The organism is Corynebacterium tuberculostearicum, assembly GCF_046097255.1.
Taxonomy (GTDB): domain Bacteria; phylum Actinomycetota; class Actinomycetes; order Mycobacteriales; family Mycobacteriaceae; genus Corynebacterium; species Corynebacterium tuberculostearicum_J.
In genome coordinates, this window is record NZ_CP175770.1 from 32,060 (window position 1) to 51,997 (window position 19,938).

General features: G+C 62.9%; 18 protein-coding genes and 2 pseudogenes. 12 read left to right on the forward strand and 8 right to left on the reverse strand.

The genetic code is table 11. The annotated features are described in order from the left end of the window. Positions 1–105 precede the first annotated feature (105 nt). Positions 106–2,319: an NADP-dependent isocitrate dehydrogenase gene (locus ACKFRY_RS00155; protein WP_408922955.1), complete on the forward strand. Its 2,214-nt coding sequence runs from the start codon at positions 106–108 to the stop codon at positions 2,317–2,319. A gap of 183 nt (positions 2,320–2,502) precedes the next feature. Then, a pseudogene (locus ACKFRY_RS00160) lies at positions 2,503–3,763 on the forward strand (IS3 family transposase). A gap of 63 nt (positions 3,764–3,826) precedes the next feature. On the opposite strand, the gene pdxT reads toward ACKFRY_RS00160, so the two are convergent. Together pdxT and pdxS are read right to left on the reverse strand one after the other, a co-directional pair. After that, the gene (pdxT, locus tag ACKFRY_RS00165) at positions 3,827–4,417 is read right to left on the reverse strand and encodes a pyridoxal 5'-phosphate synthase glutaminase subunit PdxT (protein ID WP_408922956.1); all 591 of its coding nucleotides are present in this window, start codon (positions 4,415–4,417) and stop codon (positions 3,827–3,829) included. Continuing rightward, positions 4,411–5,313: a pyridoxal 5'-phosphate synthase lyase subunit PdxS gene (gene pdxS, locus ACKFRY_RS00170; protein WP_040424867.1), complete on the reverse strand. Its 903-nt coding sequence runs from the start codon at positions 5,311–5,313 to the stop codon at positions 4,411–4,413. The genes pdxT and pdxS overlap by 7 nt, the downstream gene beginning before the upstream one ends. An 81-nt stretch (positions 5,314–5,394) precedes the next feature. Between pdxS and ACKFRY_RS00175 the strand changes: the two genes are divergently transcribed. The 4 genes from ACKFRY_RS00175 to ACKFRY_RS00190 all read left to right on the forward strand — a co-directional run bounded on the left by ACKFRY_RS00175 (position 5,395) and on the right by ACKFRY_RS00190 (position 9,452). After that, a complete protein-coding gene (locus ACKFRY_RS00175; protein ID WP_408922957.1) occupies positions 5,395–6,699 on the forward strand; it encodes a PLP-dependent aminotransferase family protein in 1,305 nt (434 codons plus the stop codon). Between the two features lie 37 nt (positions 6,700–6,736). Next, a complete protein-coding gene (locus tag ACKFRY_RS00180; RefSeq protein ID WP_200435841.1) occupies positions 6,737–6,898 on the forward strand; it encodes a hypothetical protein in 162 nt (53 codons plus the stop codon). Positions 6,899–7,020: 122 nt separating this feature from the next. Beyond that, positions 7,021–8,337: an O-acetylhomoserine/O-acetylserine sulfhydrylase gene (locus tag ACKFRY_RS00185; RefSeq protein ID WP_408922958.1), complete on the forward strand. Its 1,317-nt coding sequence runs from the start codon at positions 7,021–7,023 to the stop codon at positions 8,335–8,337. Next, entirely contained in the window at positions 8,334–9,452 is a 1,119-nt protein-coding gene (locus tag ACKFRY_RS00190; protein WP_408922959.1) for a homoserine O-acetyltransferase, read from the forward strand. Before ACKFRY_RS00185 ends, ACKFRY_RS00190 begins: the two co-directional genes overlap by 4 nt. A gap of 113 nt (positions 9,453–9,565) precedes the next feature. Here the strand turns inward: ACKFRY_RS00190 and ACKFRY_RS00195 are convergent, their stop codons facing one another. The 3 genes from ACKFRY_RS00195 to ACKFRY_RS00205 form a co-directional block, all read right to left on the reverse strand. Next, complete coding sequence (locus ACKFRY_RS00195) at positions 9,566–10,546, reverse strand: HNH endonuclease signature motif containing protein (RefSeq protein ID WP_250408789.1); 981 nt, start codon at positions 10,544–10,546, stop codon at positions 9,566–9,568. Positions 10,547–10,671: 125 nt separating this feature from the next. Next, the gene (locus ACKFRY_RS00200) at positions 10,672–10,986 is read right to left on the reverse strand and encodes a DUF3017 domain-containing protein (protein ID WP_286688006.1); all 315 of its coding nucleotides are present in this window, start codon (positions 10,984–10,986) and stop codon (positions 10,672–10,674) included. After that, entirely contained in the window at positions 10,983–11,831 is an 849-nt protein-coding gene (locus tag ACKFRY_RS00205; protein ID WP_005326797.1) for a bifunctional methylenetetrahydrofolate dehydrogenase/methenyltetrahydrofolate cyclohydrolase, read from the reverse strand. The genes ACKFRY_RS00200 and ACKFRY_RS00205 overlap by 4 nt, the downstream gene beginning before the upstream one ends. A 23-nt stretch (positions 11,832–11,854) precedes the next feature. On the opposite strand from ACKFRY_RS00205, the gene ACKFRY_RS00210 reads away from it, so the two are divergent. Next, positions 11,855–12,325, forward strand: a complete 471-nt coding sequence (locus ACKFRY_RS00210; RefSeq protein ID WP_005322648.1) for a tRNA (cytidine(34)-2'-O)-methyltransferase — start codon at positions 11,855–11,857, stop codon at positions 12,323–12,325. Here the strand turns inward: ACKFRY_RS00210 and ACKFRY_RS00215 are convergent. Further along, entirely contained in the window at positions 12,309–13,676 is a 1,368-nt protein-coding gene (locus tag ACKFRY_RS00215) for a PH domain-containing protein (protein ID WP_408922960.1), read from the reverse strand. The two genes, ACKFRY_RS00210 and ACKFRY_RS00215, sit on opposite strands and share 17 nt — an antisense overlap. Continuing rightward, on the reverse strand, positions 13,673–14,134 hold the full coding sequence (locus ACKFRY_RS00220) for a PH domain-containing protein (protein ID WP_005326799.1): 462 nt from the start codon (positions 14,132–14,134) through the stop codon (positions 13,673–13,675). Before ACKFRY_RS00220 ends, ACKFRY_RS00215 begins: the two co-directional genes overlap by 4 nt. Before the next feature lie 111 nt (positions 14,135–14,245). Here ACKFRY_RS00220 and ACKFRY_RS00225 point away from each other — a divergent pair, with 111 nt between their 5' ends. Genes ACKFRY_RS00225 through ACKFRY_RS00240 form a run of 4 tightly spaced genes read left to right on the forward strand, consistent with a single transcriptional unit; the run spans position 14,246 to position 15,808 of the window. Then, positions 14,246–14,794, forward strand: coding sequence for a hypothetical protein (locus ACKFRY_RS00225; protein WP_408922961.1), 549 nt, complete (start codon positions 14,246–14,248; stop codon positions 14,792–14,794). Beyond that, entirely contained in the window at positions 14,787–15,005 is a 219-nt protein-coding gene (locus ACKFRY_RS00230) for a helix-turn-helix domain-containing protein (protein WP_408922962.1), read from the forward strand. The genes ACKFRY_RS00225 and ACKFRY_RS00230 overlap by 8 nt, the downstream gene beginning before the upstream one ends. Before the next feature lie 42 nt (positions 15,006–15,047). Then, the gene (locus ACKFRY_RS00235) at positions 15,048–15,311 is read left to right on the forward strand and encodes a helix-turn-helix transcriptional regulator (protein WP_005322660.1); all 264 of its coding nucleotides are present in this window, start codon (positions 15,048–15,050) and stop codon (positions 15,309–15,311) included. Further along, positions 15,311–15,808: a hypothetical protein gene (locus ACKFRY_RS00240; protein ID WP_408922963.1), complete on the forward strand. Its 498-nt coding sequence runs from the start codon at positions 15,311–15,313 to the stop codon at positions 15,806–15,808. The genes ACKFRY_RS00235 and ACKFRY_RS00240 overlap by 1 nt, the downstream gene beginning before the upstream one ends. Here the strand turns inward: ACKFRY_RS00240 and ACKFRY_RS00245 are convergent. Next, positions 15,805–18,923, reverse strand: a pseudogene (locus ACKFRY_RS00245) (error-prone DNA polymerase). The gene ACKFRY_RS00240 and the pseudogene ACKFRY_RS00245 overlap by 4 nt on opposite strands. A 137-nt stretch (positions 18,924–19,060) precedes the next feature. On the opposite strand from ACKFRY_RS00245, the gene ACKFRY_RS00250 reads away from it, so the two are divergent. Then, positions 19,061–19,924 carry a MetQ/NlpA family ABC transporter substrate-binding protein gene (locus ACKFRY_RS00250; RefSeq protein ID WP_200435848.1) on the forward strand — a complete coding sequence of 288 codons (864 nt, stop codon included), beginning with the start codon at positions 19,061–19,063 and terminating at the stop codon, positions 19,922–19,924. Positions 19,925–19,938: the final 14 nt, after the last annotated feature.

A 19,938-nucleotide genomic window follows, 5' to 3' on the forward strand; every position in this document is an offset into this window, starting at 1 on the left:
GGGGCGGCAAATGGGGGATCACTTTCAGCAAACTGGCCCACATGCCGCCCACAAAATCGGTAATCTGGGCACTTGAACAATTTTCCAACGTTAATTAGGAGAATCATGGCAAAGATTACGTGGACCCGTACCGATGAGGCGCCGCTGCTGGCGACCTACTCCCTCAAGCCCATCGTGGAGGCCTTCGCTTCCACCGCTGGCATCGACGTGGAAACCCGCGATATCTCGCTGGCCGCCCGCATCGCCGCGCAGTTCCCAGAGCGCCTCACCGAGGAGCAGAAGGTCGAAGACGCCCTAGCGGAGCTGGGCAAGATGGCCAAGACCCCGGAAGCAAATATCATCAAGCTGCCGAATATTTCCGCTTCCCTGGTGCAGCTGAAGAAGGCCATCGCCGAGCTGCAGGCCGCAGGTTACGATCTGCCTGATTACCCGGATAATCCTTCCACCGAGGAAGAAAAGGACATCGCCGCCCGCTATGACTCCGTCAAGGGCTCCGCTGTTAACCCGGTGCTGCGCGAGGGCAACTCCGACCGCCGCGCACCGGAGGCCGTAAAGAACTTTGTGAAGAAGCACCCGCACCGCATGGGCGAGTGGTCCAAGGACTCCAAGACCAACGTTGCCACCATGGCGGACAACGACTTCCGCCACAATGAGAAGTCCGTCATTCTGGAAAACGAGGACACCCTGTCCATCGTCCTCAAGACCGCCGATGGCGAGCAGACCCTGCTGCCGGAGCTGCCGGTTCTCAAGGGCGAGGTCATCGACGGCACCTTCATGTCCGCCAAGGCCCTGGATGAGTTCCTCCTCGCACAGGTCAAGCGCGCTCAGGAAGAGGGCGTTCTCTTCTCCACCCACCTGAAGGCCACCATGATGAAGGTCTCTGACCCCATCCTGTTCGGCCACGTCGTCCGCGCCTTCTTCGCCGATGTATATGACAAGTACGGCGAGGAGCTGCTGGCTGCCGGTCTCAACGGCGAGAACGGCCTGGGCGCTATCTACGAGGGCCTGAAGAACCTGGACAACGGCGAAGAAATCAAGGCTGCTTTCGACGCCGCGCTTTCCGACGGCCCCGACCTCGCCATGGTCAACTCCCACAAGGGCATCACCAACCTGCACGTGCCTTCCGACGTCATTATTGACGCCTCCATGCCAGCCATGATCCGCACCTCTGGCCGCATGTGGAATAAGAACGACGAGGAGCAGGACACCCTCGCCGTCATCCCGGATTCCTCCTACGCCGGCGTTTACCAGGCCGTTATCGAGGACTGCAAGGAAAACGGCGCCTTCGACCCGACCACCATGGGTACCGTGCCGAACGTTGGCCTGATGGCGCAGAAGGCCGAGGAGTACGGCTCCCACAATAAGACCTTCAAGATCCCGGCCGCGGGCACCGTCGAGGTTCGCAACTCCCAGGGCGAGGTCCTCATCTCCCACGACGTGGAGGAAGGCGATATCTGGCGCGCCTGCCAGACCAAGGACGCTCCGATCCAGGACTGGGTCAAGCTCGCCGTCAATCGCGCTCGCCTGTCCGGCATGAAGACCATCTTCTGGCTCGACCCAGAGCGCGGCCACGACCGCAATATCAAGTCCCTGGTGGAAAAGTACCTTAAGGACCACGACACCGAGGGCCTGGACATCTCCATCGAGGATCCGGTCACCGCTACCAAGACCTCCATCGAGCGCATCCGCCGCGGCGAAGACACCATCTCCGTGACCGGCAACGTGCTGCGTGACTACAACACGGACCTCTTCCCCATCCTCGAGCTGGGTACCTCCGCCAAGATGCTGTCTGTAGTTCCACTCATGGCAGGCGGCGGCCTCTTCGAGACCGGTGCCGGCGGCTCCGCCCCGAAGCACGTCCAGCAGGTCGAGGAAGAAAACCACCTGCGCTGGGATTCCCTCGGCGAGTTCTTGGCCCTGGCCGAGTCCTTCCGCCACGAGAAGCAGACCAACGGCAACGAGAAGGCCGGCGTCTTGGCCGCCACCTTGGACAAGGCCACCGAGCGCCTGCTCAATGAGGGCAAGTCCCCGTCCCGCAAGGCTGGCGAAATCGACAACCGCGGTTCCCACTTCTTCCTGGCCACCTTCTGGGCCGAGGAGCTGGCTAACCAGACCGATGATGCCGATCTTGCCGCTGCGTTCAAGGACGTGGCTTCCCAGCTGTCCTCCCAGGCAGACGAGATTGCCCAGGCGCTTGTCGACGCCCAGGGCAACCCCGCCGACCTCGGCGGCTACTACTGGCCAAATGACGAGAAGACCTCTGCCGTCATGCGCCCAGTTGCTCAGTTCAACGAGATTATCGACGGCCTGAAGAAGTAATTCTTCCCAGGCAAAAGCCGCCCCGCAGCGTTCATTTTGAACTGCTCCCCATTAGTTGGACTGAGAAATCAGTTGCCAACAACTAGTGGGGAGCATTTTCTTTGAGAGCACGTAGTTCGCTGAGTGAAGTTCAGCGTGAGCAGTTAGTGGAGCTTTTCGAGCAGGGAATGGGTTGCCGAGCCGCTGCTCGTGTTGTCGGTGTCTCGAGAGACGCAACGCGTAGACTTTATCGCCGTTTCCAACTGCGTGGCAGACTATGTCTCGTGGAGAAACCAAACAAGCAGCACTACTCCTTCGAGGCGAAGAAGGAAGTTGTAGAACGTCATCTTGCGGGTGAGTCGATGATGGATCTTGCCCGAGAGTTCAATCTTTCATCCGACCACCTCGTCAAGGACTGGGTGGCTAAGTGGCGCAGAGGCGGCGACGAGGCTCTGCGCCCGAAGCCGAAGGGCAGGCCCAAAGGATCGGCTGCGCCGAAACGCCTCACGGAAGAGGAAAAGCTTCGCCGCCAGGTTGAGCGGCTGGAAGCGGAAAACGCCTACTTAAAAAAATTGCGAGACTTGAGGAACCAGGGACACGCCTGAAAGCCCAGGCAATCGTCATCCTCAAGTCACACCACCGCTTGGACTACCTCCTGGATGCGGCCGGCATGGCACGCTCGACATTCTTCTACCACCAAAAACGACTCACCGCACCGGATAAACATGCCGAGCTCAAACAAGCGATCCGGGACAGTTTTCAGCGCAACAAACACCGCTACGGCTACCGGCGGGTACTGCTCGACCTGCGTAACCAGGGCTGGGTGGTCAACCACAAACTTGTCTACAAGCTCATGCGCGCCATGGGCTTGAAAGCCAAGATCCGCCAGCGCAGGCCCTACATCTCCTACACTGGCACAATCAGCTACATCGCTGAGAACACACTCGAGCGCAACTTCACCCCCGATAGGCTCAACACTGTCTTCGTCAGCGACGTCACCGAGTTCAAAGTCGCTGGCCGCAAGGTGTATCTCTCACCGGTGATGGACCTGTTCGACCGCTCAATCGTCGCCCACACAGTGGCCACATCGCCGTCTACGGCGTTTACCTCGGCTTCGTTGGCGCAGGCGATCAAAGCGTGTGCTCCAGAGCCGGGCTGGATGATCCACACCGATCAAGGATTCCAATACAAGCACTCATCATGGCGCACCCTGATTAGCCAGCACCAGGGAGTCCAATCGATGTCACGCAAAGGCAACTGCTACGACAACGCGGTCATGGAGAACTTCTTCGGCCACCTGAAAACCGAGATGTACCACGGAGAAGCCTTCGACACCGTCGCAGAGTTCAACCAGGCAATCGACGAGTACATCCGGTGGTACAACACCGAACGCATCCAACAACGACTCAAGGGTCTAACCCCGATGCAATATCGAAATCAGACCCTTGAAGCCCTAACCGCCTAGAATTAAACCAGTCCAACTTTCGGGGGGCAGTTCATCGCTGCGGGGCGGCTTTGGTGTGCGTGCCTAGAAGCTGTCGAGCCAGGCGGCGTGCACGCGGGCGTCGCCATTTTCTTCTGGGTGAAAGCTCAGCGCTGTCACGCGGCCTTGGCGCACGCCGACCACCGCGTCGCCGTCCTCGCCCGGCACCGTCGCGATGACCTCGACGCCATCGCCCACGCGGGTGACCAGCGGGGCACGAATGAAACTCGCCTCAATGTCGAGCGTTTCCTCGCCCGCCGTCACAGGAACCGTGCGCTCTTCGGAAAAGCGCTGGTTGCCAAAGGCATTACGCCGCACGGTCACGTCCAACAGCCCCAGGGTTTGCTGCCCCGGCGCGGGGTTTTCCAGCTCGCGGGCGCAATAAATGAGCCCCGCGCAGGTCGCGAGCACCGGCAATCCTGCGGCCGCGGCGTCGCGCAGCGGCTCGGCCAGCCCGAAGCTGCGCGCCAGCTTGTCGATGACACTCGACTCGCCGCCCGGAATCACCAACCCGTCGAGCCCGTCCAAGTCGCGCGGCACCCGCACCCGGCGCGTCGCCACACCGAGCCCGTCCAGAATGCGCTGATGCTCCTCGACGCCGCCCTGCAGCGCCAGCACCCCGACGGTGGCTACCATCCGCGCTCGGCCAGGCGGTGCGGTGCAGGCACATCGTTGACGTTGATGCCCACCATGGCCTCGCCCAGGCCGCGGGAAAGCTTGGCGAGTTCTGCGGGGTCGTCGTACAGCGTGGCGGCCTTCACGATGGCCTCCGCGCGCGCCGCCGGGTTGCCGGACTTGAAGATGCCGGATCCGACAAAGACGCCTTCGGCACCCATCTGGCGGACAAGGGCGGCGTCGGCAGGCGTGGCCACGCCACCGGCAACGAAGAGCACAACCGGGAGCTTGCCGGTCTCCGCAACCTCTGCAACCAGGTCATACGGCGCCTGCAGTTCCTTGGCCGCGACGTAGAGCTCGTCTCGGTCCAGGTGGCGCAGTCGGGCAATCTCGGCCTTAATGGTGCGCAGGTGCTTCACGGCCTCGGAGACGTCGCCGGTGCCGGCCTCGCCCTTGGATCGAATCATGGCCGCGCCTTCGGTGATGCGGCGCAGCGCCTCGCCCAGGTTGGTCGCACCACACACGAACGGCACGTCGAAGTCCCACTTATTGATGTGGTTGACGTAATCGGCCGGGCTGAGCACCTCGGACTCGTCGATGAAGTCCACGCCCAGCTCGCCCAGGATCTGCGCCTCTACAAAGTGGCCGATGCGGGCCTTAGCCATGACCGGGATGTCCACGGCCTCGACGATGCCCTCGATAAGCTCTGGGTCAGACATGCGGGCCACGCCGCCCTGCGCGCGGATATCGGCCGGCACGCGCTCCAGCGCCATCACGGCCGACGCGCCCGCGTCCTCCGCAATGCGCGCCTGCTCCGGGGTCACGACGTCCATGATGACGCCGCCCTTCAACATATCGGCTAGTCCTCGCTTCACGCGCGTGGTAGCGCGTCCTTGTTCATTTACCTGTTCAGTCATAGGTGCCATAGTGGCCCACATAATTGGTACAAGACAAGAGCCATTTTCAGCGTGTTGGATTAGACCACTTATGATGGGTCCGTGCCCCTTCGCCTCGATCCCTCTGATACGCGGCCGCTGCCCGTGCAAGTAGCCGCAGCCCTACGCGCCCAGGTCGCCGCCGGCGTCCTCCTGCCAGGCGAGCGCGTTCCTTCGACCCGCCACTTGGCTTCGCAGCTCGGCATTTCCCGAGGCAGCGTGGTCACCGCCTACGACCAACTCACGGCCGAGGGCTACCTCACCGCGGAGGTCGGGTCGGGCACCGTTATCAACCCGCGCCTCCCCCACGCCCGGACTCCACAGCCTCAACCCGCGCCGCACCCCGCCCCTACCCCGAAACACATCGAGCTCACCCCAGGCCTTCCGGACACCGCCGGGATCCTCACCCCCGAATGGAGGGCAGCGTGGCGTCAGGCAGCGGTGGACCCCTCCGGCGATCTCCCTCGCGAGGTAGCCGGGCACCTGCGTCACATGCGTGGACTCACCGTCGATCCGGCCTACGTGGTGGTGACCGCCGGCGCCCGCGATGGTTTATCGGTGCTACTACACGCGCTGGGCGGGCAGCTTCGAGTGGGCGTAGAGTCGCCGGGCTACCCCAGCCTGCGCCGCGTGCCCCAGGCATTAGGACATACGCTTGTCGACGTCCCCACCGACGCCGAGGGCGTCACCGTCCCCACCGTGGACCTCGACGTTCTCATCGTTACTCCTTCCCACCAGCACCCCTATGGAGGATCCTTGCCAGCGGCGCGGCGCGCGGAGCTCGTCGAATGGGCCCGCGCACACGACGCCCTCCTCATCGAGGACGACTTTGACTCCGAACTGCGCTATGTCGGCCAGCCGCTGCCCGCCCTTGCCGCGCTCGCTCCAGAGCACACCGTACTGCTGGGCACCTTTTCCTCGGTCATCTCCCCCTCCATTGCCTGTGGCTACCTTGTTGTCCCGCCGCGCCTGCGCCCGGCCGTTGACCGCGTGCGCGAGGTCTTCGGCCAACCCGTCGGCGCCATTCCCCAAGCCGCGCTCGCCCACTACCTTGCCAGCGGCGCTTTACGACGCCACACCGGCCGCATGCGCCGCACCTATAAACGCCGCCGCAACCTAGTGGCCGAAACGCTGGGCGCCATCGATGGCGCCCAGCTCCTCCCCATCCACGGCGGCCTCCACGCGGTCCTTCTGTGCAATCCCGCCGTTGCTCCTCGCGCCGCCGCCCGCGGCATCAAGCTCACCCCGCTGCGCGATTATTGGGGAGGCGCCGACGCCGAAGACGGCGTCGTCCTCGGCTTCGGCCACCTTAGCGACACCGAACTGCGCACGAGCCTGTCCGCGGTCGCGGCCGCCCTACGCGAGTGATACCGTAATGCCAACGTTCATAAACGAAAGGCAATATATGTCCCTCGGCCCATTTGAATTCCTGCTCATACTCATTCCGTTTCTTATCCTCGCCGGAATCATCGCCATCGTGGTCAAGCTCGTGCGCAATAGCAACGAAACTCGCGCAAACACCCGCCGCATTGCCGAACAGCTCGAGAAACAAGACCGTCACCGCTAAGCAAGGCACCCCACCAGACCAAGCACACACTGACCGCTTGGTCTATTTTTATTCTCGTTTCTGCCAGCGGGTTTTCCAAAACCCGTTCGCAAGACATACCGCTTGGTCTAGTCTTGCCAAGCATGACGACGAAATACGATAACTCCAACTCCAACTGGTCCTTCGCTACCCGCTCCGTACACACGGGCCAAAACCTCGACGGGCACCACAACGCCCGCAACGTGCCGATTTACCAGACCACTTCCTACGTCTTTAACGACGCCGAGCACGCGGCCAACCGCTTCAATCTTTCCGACGCCGGCCCCATTTACACCCGCCTGACCAACCCCATCCAGGACGCGTTAGAAGAGCGACTCGCCTCCCTCGAGGGCGGCGTCGCGGCCGTCGCCTTCGCTTCGGGCCAAGCCGCCGAGACCGCGGCCATTTTGAACCTCGCCTCGGCCGGCGACCACATCGTGACCTCCCCGCGCCTCTACGGCGGCACCTCCACCCTCTTTACCGTCACGCTCAAGCGCCTAGGCATCGACGTCACCTTCGTCGAGGACCCGGATGACCCGCAATCCTGGCAGGACGCCGTCCAGCCAAATACCAAGGCCTTCTACGGCGAGACCTTCGGCAACCCCGTGGCCGATGTCCTCGATATCCCGGCCATCGCCGAGGTCGCCCACAACAACCAGGTCCCGCTCATCGTAGATAACACCATCGCCACCGCCGCCCTCGCCCGGCCGCTGGACCTCGGCGCGGACATCGTCGTGGTTTCCACCACCAAATTCTACACCGGCAATGGCTCGGCCATCGGCGGCGCGATTATCGACGGCGGCTCTTTCGACTGGACCGTCACCCGCAACGGCGAGCCCGTCTTCCCCTACTTCGTCACCCCAGACGAGGCCTACCACGGCCTGAAGTACGCCGATCTCGGAGCCCCAGCCTTCGCACTCAAGGCCCGCGCCGGCCTGCTACGCGATACCGGCGCCGCCATCTCCCCCTTCAACGCCTGGCTGACGCTGAATGGAATTGAGACGGTGGGACTGCGCGTCGAAAAGCACAATGCCAACGCCCAGGCCGTTGCCGAGTGCCTGGAAGGCCACGCCAAGGTCACCAAGGTCAACTACGCCGGCCTGGATTCCTCGCCGTATAAGGCCACCAAGGAAAAGCTCGGCTACGCCTACACCGGCTCCGTGCTCTCCTTCGACATCGACGGCGGCCGCGAGGAAGCCTGGGCGTTTATCGACGCCCTCAAGCTCCACTCCAATCTCGCCAATATCGGCGATACCCGCTCCCTGGCCGTGCACCCGGCAACCACTACGCACTCCCAGTCCGACGAGCCTGCGCTTGCCGCGGCCGGCATCACCCAGTCCACCATCCGTCTGTCCGTTGGCATCGAGCACATCGATGACATCATCGCGGACCTCGAGCTGGGCTTTAGCGCGCTGGCATGAAGCTAGTTAGCATCGGCGACTTTCACACCGAAGCCGGCGCCACGCTTGCCGACGCCCACATTGCCTACCACCGCTTCGGCCACCTCCGCGGCGATCCCCACGGCCGCAATAACGTCATTGTGGTTGAACACGCCCTAACCGGTGATTCGAATGTGGCCGAGTGGTGGGCCGATCTAGTCGGCCCTGGCAAGGCGCTAGACACGACGAAGTGGTGCGTTATCGCCACCAACGCACTGGGCGGCTGCGGCGGCTCCACCGGCCCCGCCTCCCCGCACCCAGACGACGGCCGTGCCTGGGGCTCGCGCTTCCCCGCGCTGTCCGTGCGTGACCTCGTTACGGCCGAGCGTGCCGCGCTCCGCGAGCTCGGCATCACCCACGTCCACGCCATCATTGGCGGTTCGATGGGCGGCGCGCGCACGCTGGAGTGGACGCTGATGCACCCCGAGGCCGTTGATGCGGCCTGCGTCATTGCCGTATCGGCCCGCGCTTCCGCCTGGCAGATAGGCATCCAGTCGGCGCAAATCGCGGCCATTGAGCAGGATTCCTTCTGGCACGGCGGCGATTACTACGCCTCCGCCCAGCGCCCGCGCGAGGGGCTGGCGGCCGCGCGTCGCATTGCGCACCTGACGTATCGCGGCGAGCAGGAAATCGACGAGCGCTTCGGTGTCCAGGCCCAGACCGGCGAGGACCCGCTCGGGCCCTACCGCCGCCGCAATGAGCGCTTTGCCGTCAACTCCTACCTGGACTATCAGGGCATCAAGCTGGCCGATCGCTTTGACGCCGGCTCCTACGTCACCCTCACCGAGGCGCTCAACCGCCACGATATCGGCCGCGGCCGCGGCGGCCTTAACCGCGCGCTGAGCTCATCCGAGATACCGACCATGGTCGTCGGCGTGGACACGGACATCTTGTACCCGTACCACCAGCAGGAACACATCTCGCGCAACCTCGGCAACCTGCTGGCGATGGCGAAGATTGTCTCCCCTGTAGGCCACGACGCTTTTCTTACCGAGTCACGCCAGATGGATCGCATCCTGCGCAATTTCCTCACGCTTTCCCAACCGGACCCGGGCATCGATTCTGCGGCGGGCGATCCCACCGAGTACTCGATTTAAAGGCTCGCTGCATCCGCGATCGCCGAAGCCGCGCAGCGCGCACTAACTATAAGCGGTGCGGCACGCTGCGCTGGTCCTATGGCCAGTCGTGGCGAGCAGAGGCGGGACGGGGCTCAGCAGTCTTCGGGCGGTGTGGCCCAGGGCGGGCGCCAGACGATACCTTCACCGGGGCGGCGCTCGAGCCGGCCGCGGCGCGGCGGCGCATTGGGGTCATCATCATTGACCCCGTTGTGATACTTGCAGGCCATGGTGAGATTCTCGGGATTCGTGTCCCCACCGAGCAACCACGGGGTGAGGTGGTGGACCTGGCATTCATCCGCCGGCGTATGGCAGTCGGGCCACGGACACACAGGGTTTTCCGCCATCGCCATCTGGCGTTGCTTCCATGTAGCCCGGCGCCGCGATTGATAGAGGTTTACGGGGCCGGTGACAGGGTGGATGAGGGTGATAAGGCCGACGTCGGCAAGCGCACGGCGGGCAAGGTCCGCACCGGAGATTTGCGCGCCATTGGTTAGCTGCAAGGTGACGTCCTCGCCGTGGATGACCTTGACCATCTCATTGAGGGTGAGCACCACATTGGTGGTGATTGTGGAAGCGGCGGCGCCCTGGGAAAAGACGCGGCGGGCATCGGCGACGGTGGAGACATGGTTATTAATCTCTGCCACCAGTTCGGACTCGGCGGTAATGGTCAGCGTCCACAGGTCGTCGCGGCGGCGGGTCAGGCGCACGCCCTCGGAGCGCTTGGTGGTGCGCTCCTCGCGCACCAGGCGGCGGGCGCGCTTTTCAATCTCGCTGGTAGCCACACGCAGGGCGCAGAGTTCCTCGCGCAGCGCCCAGGCCGCGCGCTGGGTTTTCATCTTTTGGGCGTAATGCTCGATGATTTTTAGCGCGTCGAGCGGCAGCGTAGTGCGGCGGGCGGTACGCTGTTTGGCGCGAAAGGAGGTGCGGCCGAAGTAGGTATCGGCAAGGCGGGCGAACTCGGCGGCTTCGCGGTCGCTAAAGCCCTTATCGACGAGCTCTTCTACCGACAGCCCAGCACACTCCTCGATGAGCACCATCGGGGAGTTCACGGCAGCCAGGTAGTTCGAAATCATGGCCCCGAGCCTAAGCCGGCCGCGCATGCCGACGCGCGGTGGCGGGCGGTGACCTGTGGATAACCGCCCGAACTACACCATTTAGGGCCGAGTTGGGTGATGGCTCTACAAAAACCTGTGGACAACTAGCTGCCGAGCGAGTCCACCGAGAAGGCCAGAAAGGCCATCGTGGCGCCGAGCAGGCCGGTAAAGCAGGCATCGAAGCGGCGCGAGCGCACTGCCAGCACGCCGACGCGACTGGAATCACACGTCAGGCGGACCACGGTGAGCCACAGCAAGGCCAGGCCGAGGAGGAACGTGGCCCGGCGCCAGTATTCGAAGACGGCATAGCCGCCGGAGACGACCACGCCGGCCACGAAGAGGCCGATTGCTGCCCACTGCGCGGCGGGCGGCAGCGGGGAGGGCGCGAGGCCGGCGTCGTGCGGATTATCTAGATTCACGCCAACTTTTCCGCGCGCTCGACGATATTGCGCACCAAGAAGGCACGGGTCAGCGGGCCGACGCCGCCAGGGTTCGGCGAGACGAATCCGGCCTTGTCCCAACAATCTGGGTGGATGTCGCCGGTGAGCTTGCCGTCGACGCGGGAGACTCCGACGTCGAGAAGCGCGGCGCCTTCCTTAATCATGTCCGCGGTGAGCATGTGGGGCTGGCCAGCGGCGGCAATGACGATATCGGCCTCGCGGGTCTCAGCGGCCAGGTCTTTGGTGCCGGTGTGGCACAGGGTGACGGTGGAGTTCTCGCTGCGGCGGGTAAGCATCAGGCCAATAGGGCGGCCAACGGTCACACCGCGGCCGATGACCACGGTCTTGGCGCCGTTGAGCTCAACGCCGAAGCGGCGCAAAAGGTGCAGGCAGCCATTCGGGGTACACGGCAGGGGTGCGTCCTCGTTGAGCACGAGCTTGCCCAGGTTAACCGGGTGCAGGCCATCGGCATCCTTGGCGGGGTCGATTCGCTCGAGGATGGCGTTTTCATCTAGGTGCTTCGGCAGCGGGAGCTGGACGATGTAGCCGGTGCAGGCATCATCAGCGTTGAGCTCATCGATAACGGCCTCAAGTTCTTCCTGCGTGATATCGGCCGACAGGTCCTTGCGGATGGAGTTGATGCCGAGCTTTTCACAGTCGCGGTGCTTCATCTTCACATAGGACTGGGAGCCGGGGTCCTCGCCCACGAGGACGGTGGCGAGGCCGGGGGTAATCCCCTTCTCCTTCAGCGCGGCCACGCGCTGGGCGAGGTCGGAAAAAATCTCATCGCGGTACAGTGTGCCATCTAGTTTGGTAGCGCTCATAGCCACCATCCTAGACTGAAGGCATGAGCCAGCTGCACATTGTCTTTGATAACCCGGTCATTCCTACTAATACGGGCAACGCCATCCGCACGGCCGCGGTGACGGGCGCGAGCCTGCACCTGATTGAGCCGCTGGGTTTCAATTTCGACGATAAGCACTTAAAGCGCGCCGGACTGGATTATCACGATCTGGCCGATGTGCAGATCCACAAGGATTTTCAGGCCTGCATGGACGCGCTGCCGGGGGCACGCGTCTTCGCGTTTACCACACATACGGATAAGTGGTTTACGGATATCGAATACCAGGAAGGCGATGTCCTGCTCTTTGGCACGGAGCCGACCGGCCTGCCGGAGGAGCATATTAACCATCCGCGCGTGACGGATCGTGTGCGCATTCCTATGGTGCCGGCTAGGCGCTCGATGAACCTGTCGAATTCGGCGTCGACGGCCGTATTCGAGGCTTGGCGCCAGCTGGGCTTTAACGGGGCGGTTTAAAATCCGGCAGTTGGCGGGAGCGTAGCTGGGTAAGGAGTGCGGTGGCGTCGGCAAGCGTGAGGTTGCGCGCATCCATGCGCACCGGGCCTTGGACTAGGTCGAGGCCGACGGTGGCTAGGCCGAGCGCCTGGGAAATCGGCCCGCGGCGATAGGTCAGCTCCTGGATATGGGAGGTGTGGATGGCCTTGACGCGGCGGTTGAGCCGGCCGTTGCGCACTATGACGTAGTCGCCGGTGAGCGCGACGGTTTGTTGGCGGTAGTCCAGCGGGGAGACCCACTTGGCGCGGGCTGGCGAGGCGTAGGTGGGTGCGGCGTCGGCCGGCAGGAATTGCCGGGCTTGGGCGAGGGTGCCCACCGGAAGGATGCGAGTGGAGCCAGAAGCCTTGCCGCTTGCCGACGCCCCATACCCCGCCACCGAAACCCTCACCTCGTACCAGCCCAAGGGCCGCCAGAGGAAGGGCTGGGTTATCTGCACGGCGTGGATGCGGTCGAGGCGAATGCTTTGGCGGCGGCGATCGGCCAGGCCGTAGGTGATATTGAGCACCTCGCCGTCGGTGCGGGCGGTATAGCGCCAGGAAGAATCGAGCACGTTCCACACATTCGGGATAAGACCGACGAGAATGGGCAGCGCGGTCGAGAGCGGCAACCGCGTAACCACCACAAGGATGAGGAAGCCGACGAGGAAAAGCGTGGACGTACGCAACGCGGCCGCAATCAGGGAGCGCGCGATCGGGATTTCGGGCACGAGGGCCGGTTCTTCGGCCGTCGCGGCGGGTGTGTGGGCGCTGGTCGCGTCGGCGGCGGTTGCGTCGATGTCAGTGTCGGTGGCGGCTGGTGTGGGTGCGCCATGGACGCGGGCGAGGATGTCATCGCGTAGGGCCTCGGCGTCGGACTTTTTTAGGTAGGCGATTTCGATGACGGATGACTGGCCGCCGGCTGTTTCCACGCGCACGGCCGCGAGGCGAAAGAGTCGGGCGATGACGGGCTCGACGACGTCAACGGCCTGCGTGCGGTCATAGCGTGCGGTGCGCAGCTGGACAGATAATAGGCCGCGGCGCAAAGAAAGCTCTTCTGCGCCGAGCCGATAGCCCATGCGGCGCCACCATAGGCCGGAGACGAGCCACACCACCGCGCAGACCGCGATGAAACCGGCGAGGGCGAGGGCGGTATCACGCAAGGCCTCGCCGCGGTGTTCGCCGGTGATGAAGGCGAAGATATCGCGCAGGGCCGCCATGTTGACGTTGAGGGCGAAGGCCGCGATAAGCGCCAGGATTACCGACCACAGGCGCAGCAGCGGGGTGAGCCGGTGGACGCGTTGATACTGCGGTGTGGTGCTGGACTGATCACTCATAGTCCGCTCATCCGTTCGCGGGCTTGGTGGGCAAGGCGGGTACGGAGGGCGTCGGCAAGCGGGGCTTCAAGGCCCTTAATGGTGGCGTCCGTGCTGGCCGAGGCCGTATGGAGCTGCAACTTTTTCAACCCGAGCGCGCGGTCGATGGGCCCGGAGGTGACGTCGACGAATTGGATGCGGCCGTAGGGCACCACGGTGAAGGAATGCCAGAGCTTGCCGCGGGTGATAAGTAGCTCATCGTCGGTTTCGAGCCAGCCCATATTGCGCACTTGGGCGGGGATGAGCCAGAGCAGCCAGAAGAAAAGGGCGACGAAAATTCCGGCCGCCCAATAAAACCACGGGGTCCACCAAAAGCCTGCAGCAGCGGCGGCCGCGGCGAGCAGAAACATCCAGCTCAGGTGGTGGATATAGCGCGAGGTCACCAGGCGTGGCGAGACGGGATTCATTTCTTCGCTCATAGTTATTGACTGTATCAATCGGGCCACACCCTTGCGCCACTTATCGTTACTCGATATTATCGACTTACGACAACATCGAAAGTCGATAAGTTATCGGCGGAAAGGATTGTCATGACCACCCCACAACCCGCCCCCAAGGCCGAGCGCCGCGAAATTAATGCGGCAGCCGGTCTCGCCCTCCTCACCATCATCATCCTCGGCCCCACCTACCTGCACGACCTTGCCACCGGCCACTTTTCCACCGCACTGAGCGCAGCCATCCCAGAAGGCCTAAGCAAACACAACCTCGACGGCGGACCATTCTGGATGCTCACTGCGGCGCTCGTTGCCAAGATTGCAGCAATCTTGATTATCGCGTTCTTTGCCTACCGTCTGGTCAAGCCAATGCTTCGCGGGCAGGTTTTTAATACGAAAAATATCCGCCTCCTGAACGGAATGACCACCGGCATCCTCGTCTGGTTTATCGGACGGTTCGTACTCGAAGGCCTGGGCAATAACTGGGCCTCCTCACAGCTTGGAATCGACTGGTGGGCCAGCCAGGACGGAACGTCTCTGGGCGAGCTTGCCCTGCCCTACCTCTTCGTCTGCACCTTGCAGCTCTTCTCAGCTGCCATCAAGCGCGGCTGCAAGCTGGAGGAGGAGGTCGAAGGTCTTGTCTGAGACACATGAACCCCAAGTAATCTGCCACCTCGACCGCATCATGGAAGAGCGCGGCGTTACCGGCGCAGCGCTCGCTAGAGAAGTAGGAATCACCCCAGTTAACCTCTCCGTCCTAAAGAATAATCGCGCCAAGGCCGTACGCTTTAGCACCCTGGCAGCACTGTGCACGGCATTGGATTGTCAGCCGGGGGATATCTTCGGCGTCGAGTAACAACCCTTGCCAGGGTGTTGGGTTTATGCAATACTTTGACTCATGTCCCCAAAGAAGAAGCCCTCCGCACCCATTTATAACCGGGTACGCGTGCTGCGCGCCGAGCGGGACATGTCGCGCGCGCAGCTGGCTGAGGCCATCGACGTCAATCCCCAGACCGTCGGAGCCCTCGAGCGCGGGGACCACTCCCCCAGCCTGGACCTAGCCTTTCGCGTCTGCGAAGTCTTTGACCTTCCGGTGGAGGCTATCTTTTCCCGCCAGGAATTTGCCCCTATGTCCACTGAAATCTATAGGAAGAATTCCTAATGGCTACCACAATTCCCGCCTCTGTTTCCCGCCGCAAGCGCTTGATCCTAGCCGGCGACATTTTTCTCGGCCTGGCCATCGTGGCGGCGGCCCTGCACTTCTTCGCGCTTGGCTTGTCTAATCTGCTGTGGCCGATAGCTGGCATTGCGGCGACCATGTGCACCACGTGGCTGCGCCAGTCCATTCGGCACCTCGACGTTCCCACTACGGAAATGGATGAGTACGAGCTGCGCCTGCATACCGACGCCCGCAACAAAGGCCTGAAAACCGCATTGGCCACGGCCATAGTGCTCTTCCTCGTCGCCGGCGCCACCGCTTTTGGGCTGCGCTTCTTCGGCGCGGAGCACGTTGCGGTGGAGCAGGCGACCTCGGGGGCCAATATCGCCATCTTCTTTGCCAAGCTCATCTATATCCAGCTGCTGTGGATTCCGTTTGCGGTAGCCAAGGAATTGGCCAATAAGCTCAACGCGGACGAGCTGCGCAGCGGCGGCAACTAGCGGAAGTCGCGGGAGCCGCGGGAGAGGAATTCGCCAAAGTCCAACGGCTCGAGCTTATCCGCGACCACGCTGACCGCGCCGGTGGCATTTTGCACGATGCCGCGGATGATCATCGCGCGGGCGGTGCGGGCTAGGACTTTATGCCGCGACCACAATCCGGGTGAGACCATCACGTTCATCAGGCCGGTTTCATCCTCCACACCCAAAAAGGTCAGGCCAGAAGCAGTGCGCGGGCGCTGGCGGTGAGTAATAATGCCGGCGATGCGCACGCGGGTGCCATCGGGGACATGGGGGAGCTGGGAGGCAGGAAGGACGTCGGCAAGCGAGGCACGCACCAGCTCCATCGGCTGCTGATTATGGGTCACGCCGGTAGCGGCGACGTCGGTAGCCATGAGCTCAAACGCGGACATACCGGGCAGGTGCGGCGAGGCCAGGGCGGACGTACCGGGCAACATGCCCTCACGCTCGGTGGCGGCGACGCCAGCCTGCCACAGCGCTTGGCGACGTTCCATTCCCAGACACTCCAACGCCCCGGCCGCAGCCAGCGCCTCCACCTGCTCCACGCTGAGATCCGCCCGGCGCGAAAGATCAGACACGCTAGTAAAAGGCGCGGCCGCCTCCACGCGCTCGGCGGCAGACTCCCCCAGCCCCTTGATGAGGTTAAGGCCCAAACGGATCTCGGACGACCCCGTCGCACGGGCCTGGGCGCCGGAGTCATTAATGCTTACCGGCAGCACCTGCACGCCGTGACGCCGAGCATCCTGGATGAGCGACTGCGGGGAATAGAAACCCATCGGCTGCGCACGCAGCAATCCCACGCAGAATTCCGCCGGGTAGTGGTATTTAAACCACGCGGAAAAATACACCAGCGAGGCAAAGGACTGCGAGTGCGATTCCGGAAAACCATAGGCGGCGAAGGCCACGATTTTTGCCCACAGCTTTTCTGCCACCTCACCCTCGATACCGTTGGTCTCGTGCAGGCCGGCAAAGAAGCGGCTGCGCAGCGCGGCCATCTTTTCCGGGGAGTGCTTCGAGCCCATGGCGCGGCGCAGGTCATCGGCCTCGGCGCCGGAAAACCGGCGGCGTCGACCGCGATTTGCATCAACTGCTCCTGAAAAAGCGGGATGCCCAGCGTCTTGCCCAGAGATTTTTCCAGCACCGGATGGTCATAGGTCACCTCTTCAAGGCCATCGCGGCGGCGCAGGTAGGGGTGCACGGACCCGCCCTGGATGGGGCCGGGGCGAATGAGCGCGACCTCGACCACCAAGTCAAAGAAGCGGCGCGGCTTCAGGCGCGGCAGCGTGGCTAGCTGCGCACGGGATTCCACTTGGAAGACGCCCACCGCATCGGCGCGGCAGAGCATGTCATAGACCTCCGGCTCGGCAAGGTCGAGCTCCCACAGGTGCACCTCGCGGCCGGTGGTGGCGCGCACAGCATCGATCATATGGTGCAGCGCCTCCAGCATGCCTAGGCCCAAGAGATCGAATTTCACCAGGCCGGCGGCCGCGCAATCGTCCTTATCCCACTGCAATACGGAACGATTTTCCATGCGCGCCCATTCCATAGGAACGACGTCCGCAATGGGCCGATCACATAGCACCATGCCACCGGAGTGGATGCCTAGGTGGCGGGGCTGGCCGAGGAATTGCTCGGCTAATGAGGAGACGTCGGCAGGCGGCTCAGAGGTACCTTTCGACCACGCATCGGCCGAGCCCTGCGGGTAGCCCAACGCGCGGGCGGCATCGCGCGTAGCTCCCTTGCGGCGATAGGTAATGACATTGGCCACCTGCGCGGCGCGATCGCGGCCGTGGGTGCGGTAGACATACTGAATAACTTCCTCGCGGCGGCCGGACTCGATGTCGATATCAATATCGGGCGGGCCATCGCGGTCCGGGGAGAGAAAGCGCTCGAAGAGCAGCTGCGCGGAGATGGGCTCGGCGTTGGTAATGCCCAGCGCAAAGCACACCGCGGAGTTGGCGGCCGAGCCGCGGCCTTGGCACAGAATATTCTCGCGGCGGCAAAAATCCACCAGGTCGCACACAATCAGGAAGTAGCCGGGGAAGCCCAGCTGCTTGATGACGCCCAGCTCATGCCGAATCTGTTTCCTTGCCGCCTGCCTGATCTCGGCCGGGCGCGAAGCATAGCGGTCCTTAGCGCGGCGCCAGACCTCATGCTCCAGCCAGCTCATTTCGGTATACCCCTCCGGCACCGGAAAATGCGGCAGGTTGGGAGCGAGCGCGTCCCAGGTAAAGGAACACTCTCGGGCGAGCGCCACGGTTTCGGCGATGAGCTCCGGCCGATCCGGCAAGAGTTGCGCCATCTGCTCGCCGGATCGCAGCCAGCCAGCACCCATGGGGTGGGCGTGCGGCGCGGCGGCCGCAAGGGATTCGCGCCGGGCTAGGGCACGCTTGGCGGCGGCGAGCCGAGCTTGGTCGCGGGTCGCGGCCGCGGGCCGTGCGGTTGCGATGGCCCGCAGGTTATTGTATTTATCGAGGAAACGGTGCTGATCCGCATCCTCGGGGGACATGCTGCACGAATATTCGAGAACTATGCTGTCTATTTTTATTCTTTCGAGCAGGTTATCGATTTCCGCTAGCGCCTCCGGCCCCACCAGAAAGAAGCACTCCCCTTCCAGTTCGCGTGCCACCTCATCTAACGGCGGATAAGCTACGCGATCCTTCTCCCCAGCCTCCATTCGGGCGCGCGCGATGAGGCGCGACAGGCGGCGATAGCCCTCCGGAGTGCGTGCCAGCACGGTCACCGGGGCCTCCGCAAGCGATAGCTCCGCACCATATACGGCGGGAAGTCCTGCTTTAGCTGCGGCTTCAGCAAATTTCATCAGGCCATAAAAGCCATCGCAGTCTACAATGGCCAGCCCCTCAAGGCCCAGCTCTACAGCTCGGGCCACCAGTTCCTCCGGCTCGGCGGCGCCGTCAAGAAAGCTATAGGAACTTACCGCGTGCAACTCCGCGAAGGGGACGGCGGAGTGACCACGCCGAGCAGAATCCGCTGGCCCATGAAGGTGATTAACCGACACGGGCGCAGCAGATTCACGGCCGGAGAGGATACGCTCCACCCGCGACCACGACAGCGCCTTTCCGCCATTAAATTTCACCCCACACAGCGTAATATCGAATCATTGTTCTAGACAAGCCGGTGAGACGTGATGCCCGCAATAGACAAAGCGGTTCGCTGATTGCTAAGTTGCTAAACAAGCAAATTATTTCAACTCCTACAAGAAGGGGATTCCCCATGCAGATCCGTCGCGTAGTGGCTGCTACCGCCGCCGTAACCATCGCTGCCACCAGCCTAGTGGCATGCTCTTCCGACTCCGATGACTCCAAGACCATCAAAGTCGGCACCACCGATGACGCAAAGAAGGCTTGGGTAGCGTTCGAGCAGGAAGCAAAGAACGCAGGCTATGACATCGATATCCAGCCTTTCGCGGATTACAACACCCCGAACCAGGCCCTGGACCAGGGCGAGCTGGACACCAATAACTTCCAGCACCTGAAGTTCTTGGCGGAGTATAACCACGGCAACGGCACCAACCTGGTGCCTATCGTGGCTACCGAGATCGTGCCGCTGGCACTGTTCTGGAAGGACCACGACTCCCTCGACGGCATCGAGGGCGAAGAGGTCGCCATCCCGAATGACTCCACCAACCAGGCTCGCGCCATCAACGTGCTGGTTCAGGCCGGCCTTCTCACCCTGAAGGACAAGGACAACTTGGAGCCCACCCCGCTGGACATCGATGAGAAGAAGTCCAAGGTCAAGGTCACCCCGGTAGACGCGGCACAGACCACGTCCGCACACGGCGAGGGCACCCCGGCGATTATCAATAACTCCTTCCTGGAGCGCGCCGGCATCGACCCAGCCACCGCCATCTTCCAGGACGACCCGAACTCTGAAGAGGCAGAGCCGTACATCAATGTCTTCGCCGTTCGCGAGGAAGATGCCGATAACGAGGACATCAAGAAGCTCGCCGAGCTATGGCACAGCGACGCCGTTCAGGAGGGCGTCGACGAAGACTCTGCCGGTACCTCTGTTGAGGTGGAGCGCAGCCAGGAGGATCTGCAGAAGATCCTGGATAAGCTCGAAGCAGATCTGGACTAATCACCCTTGCTTTT